The following is a 3859-nucleotide window of genomic DNA, read 5'->3' on the forward strand; positions in this document are numbered from 1 at the left end:
GCTGCCGAACGCGCGGCCAGCCTGTATGAGCGGAAAGGTGCTGCGGCACTTGCCGATAAGGCGCGTTCCATGCTCGACGCGCGTGTCGAGACAATTGACCCGACTCCACCCGAAGCACCCGTTATCGAGACTCGCACCGCGGCCGTCCAGGCGAGCGAACGCGTGATGGCCGCGATTGCTCGCGAGGCCTGGGACGAATTCGAGCGACTGTTCGCACCCGCGGGCTCCGTCGAGAGTCGGCGGAAGATTGTCGGGTTTAAGCCGACCGAATTTGCTTCGGACGAGGTGATAAGCCAGACAAGGCGCGATCTCGAGACAGGGATCATGCGGACGAACCTTGTCGTTATTGCCGTGCGAGGCGAGCGCCTGGCTCTCGCTCGAATGACGTTGGGCACTCCTGATGTGAGCCCCGGGGCGCCGCAAGACGAATTTCTCCTCCTATACGGCGTTGACGATGAGGGTCGAATCAATGTGCAGATCTGGTTCGACCTCGATGACATGGATGCCGCGATTGCCGAACTCGACGCCGCGCATGCACGGTTCGAGCAAGAGGCGCACCGTCGGGCGCGGCGGCTGGAAAACGCGGCAAGCCAAGCGGCCGAGCGCCATTCGGCGCACTTCGCAGCCCGCGACTGGGATGCACTCGCGACGGTACTTGCCGACGACATCCTTGTTGACGATCGCCGTCGGGTCGTAAACGCAGGGATCAAACGGGGTCGAGATGCCGAGATCGCAAACCTGCGGGCGGTCGCGGAGGTCGGGATCACGTACACGGCGTTCGTCGTCATCGCAACCCGCGGGGAGCGCCTCATCCTCACGCGCGCCTCGGTCGGCGGTGGCGCGCCCCCGGAGATCTCCGCGGATTCGCTCAGCGTCGTCGAAATCAACTCGCACAATCAGATCGCGGCGTTTGTCATATTCGAGCTGGATGACTTCGACGACGCCATCGCAGAGCTCGACGTCCGGTACCTCGTCGGCGAAGCGGCCGCCTACGCCAACGTCTTGCAGCCCGCAATGGACACGGTGGGGGAGCTCAATCGTCACAAGCCGGGGCCGATGCTTGGGCGGATTGCGTTTGCTGATCACCGACGCGTCCCGTTCGGGTCGGCGGAAGACTACGGGCGATCGATCGAGGAGTTGTGGACACTGGTGCCCGACGCCCGTTACTGGACGAAGGCCGTACAGGCGCTGGACGAACACGGGCTCGTCTCCACCCTCGTCATCGAAGGCACGGACGCACACGGGAACGAATTGCATTGGGGTCGCACGTTTTTGTTCCTTTCTGACGGATCGCGGGTGGAGGTTTACGAAGAGGACGGCGTCGACGCCGCCCTTGCCCGCTTCGAGGAGCTGCGCCCCCAAGCGCGACGGCTCGAAAACGGGGCAAGCCAAGCGGCCGAGCGCTATATGGCGCACTTCGCAGCCCGCGACTGGGATGCGCTGGCGAAGGTACTGGCCGACAACATCTCTGTCGACGATCGCCGGCGGGTCGTAAACGCAGGGATCAAGCACGGGCGGGATGGCGAGATTGCAAACCTGCGGGCGGCCGCCGACGTCGGGATCACCCACTTCACGTCCGTCGTCATCGCCGCGCGTGGCGAGCGCCTCGTCCTCGCGCACGTGTCGGGCGGCGAAGGCGGCTCCGGGGAGTTCCTCAACGAGGTGCTGGGCGTCATCGGAATTAACTCCGACAATCACATCGCGGTGATCGTCATGTTCGACCTCGACGACTTCGAGGCAGCCATCGAGGAGCTCGACGCCCGGTACCTCGCCAGCGAAGCAGCCGCCCACGCACGCACGTGGTCGGTGATTGCGGGAACCTACGCCGCGGTCGGCCGGCGCGAATTCCCCGCGATAACGCCCGATTGCGTGACAATTGACCATCGCCGGACGACACCGTTTGGGCCTGGCGAGCTGTCCGCAACTATCCGTGCCGGGTGGGACCTTGGGCACATCCGACCCTACGTCGAAGCTGTACACCGGCTGAGTGACCTCGGAGCGGTGTGCAGCTATGCGGCGCATGGTGTTTCGCACCAGGGCTTCGACGCCGAGTGGCAGGGAGTCAATGTTGTGACGGTTGACGGCGACATGGTCAACCACACCGAGTTCTTCGATGAGGCGGACCTGGACGCAGCGATCGCGACGTTCGACGAGCTCAGGCGGCCGGCACAGCGCCTGGAGAACACGGCGGCGCGCGTATTCGACCACGTCTGGTCGCACTTTGCGGCCCGCGACTGGGATTCCTTGGCCGAAACCGTGGCCGACAACTATTCGGGCATCGATCACCGAAGGGTCGTGAATGCCGAGAATCAATATGGGCGAGATGCGGTGGTCAAAGATTTGCAAGCGGCCGCCGACGTCGGCTTCACGATATCGATGGTGGGCGCCATGGCGATCCGCGGCGAGCGTCTTGTCCTCGCACGTGTTCGCGTCTCAGGCCACGACCCCGAGACGATTCAAAACGATGCGCTCAACGTCGTCGAGATTGACGCCGATGACAAAGTTGTGGCGGTCGTCGTCTTCGACCTCGACGACTTCGACGCCGCCATCGCCGAGCTTGATGCCCGCTACCTCGTCGGCGAAGCGGCCGCCCACGCGCACACGTGGTCGCTCGTCGCAGGTGGCTACGCCGGGTTCAACCGGCGCGAGCTCCTCGCGACCACGGCCGAGTGGGTGAACATTGACCACCGTCGCGGAGCAGCTTTCGCCCCCGGCGACATGATCTCGTACATCCGAGCGGCATGGGATGACTCGCCTGACACCAAGATCTACATCGCGGAAGTGCATCGGCTCAGCAAGATCGGCGCGGTCGTCAGCCATGTGGCGCATGGGATCTCACAAGAGGGCTTCGACGCCGAGTGGCGGGATGTCCACGTGCTGGCGGTGGAAGGCGATATGTTCAGCCGCTCCGAGCTATTCGACGAGGGAGACCTCGACACCGCGCTCGCGAGGTTCGAACAACTCAGCCAACCGGCTCCGCGATTGGAAAATACGGCAACCCAGGTGTACGAACGCTTGAATTTGTGCTTTGTGGAACGTGATTGGGCCGCGATGACCGAGATTCTGGCCGGCGACGTCTCAAGCGATGATCGCCGTCGGGTGGTGAACGCGGGCGTGCGAACGGGCCGGGATGCCGTGATCGCCGAAATCTCTGGATTCGCTGAAATCGGGGTCACGGCTGTCGCATCAGACACCATCGCGACCCGCGGGCGGCGACTCTCCATGAGTCGTATCCGATCCTTCGTAGGTAATCAGCCGATCGACGCGTTTCAAGCCGAGGCTATTCACGTCATCGAGATCGACGCCGACGAGCGGATTTCGGCGATCATCGTGTTCGACCTCGAAGACTTCGACGCCGCCATCGCAGAGCTCGACGCGCGCTACCTGGCCGGAGAAGCCGCCGCACACGCGCGCACATGGTCGGTGATCTCCGGCAGCTACGCGGCGATCAACCGAAACGAGATGCCGTTGACCACGCCGGACTGTGTCAATATCGACCGCCGACGGGAGACCGCGATGGGGGTCGGCGACCTGATCGCATATATCAGCGCCGTGCCGGACCGGGACCAAGACAACAAGGCTTATGTCGAGGCCGTGCATGGGCTGACCGAACGCGGAGCAGTCGTCACTTATGCGGCACATGAGACCTCGCAACAGGGATTTGACGCCGAGTGGCGCGGGATCGCGGTTCTCACGGTTGACGGCGGCATGATCAGCCGCACCGAGGTATTCGACGAGGCAGACCTTGACACCGCGCGCGCGAGGTTCAACCAACTCAGCCGACCGGCACCACGACTGGAAAACACGGCAAGCCGGGCCAACGCGCGCTGCCTTGCGAGCGTCACCGCGCGCGACTGGG

The 3859-nt window shown here is 64.0% G+C and carries 1 pseudogene; it reads left to right on the forward strand.

From position 1 onward, the window contains the following. Positions 1-69 precede the first annotated feature (69 nt). A pseudogene (locus ACZY0B_RS26955) lies at positions 70-3859 on the forward strand (BTAD domain-containing putative transcriptional regulator); the annotation flags it as partial.

Source organism: Mycobacterium sp. IDUB_19 (genome assembly GCF_055419445.1).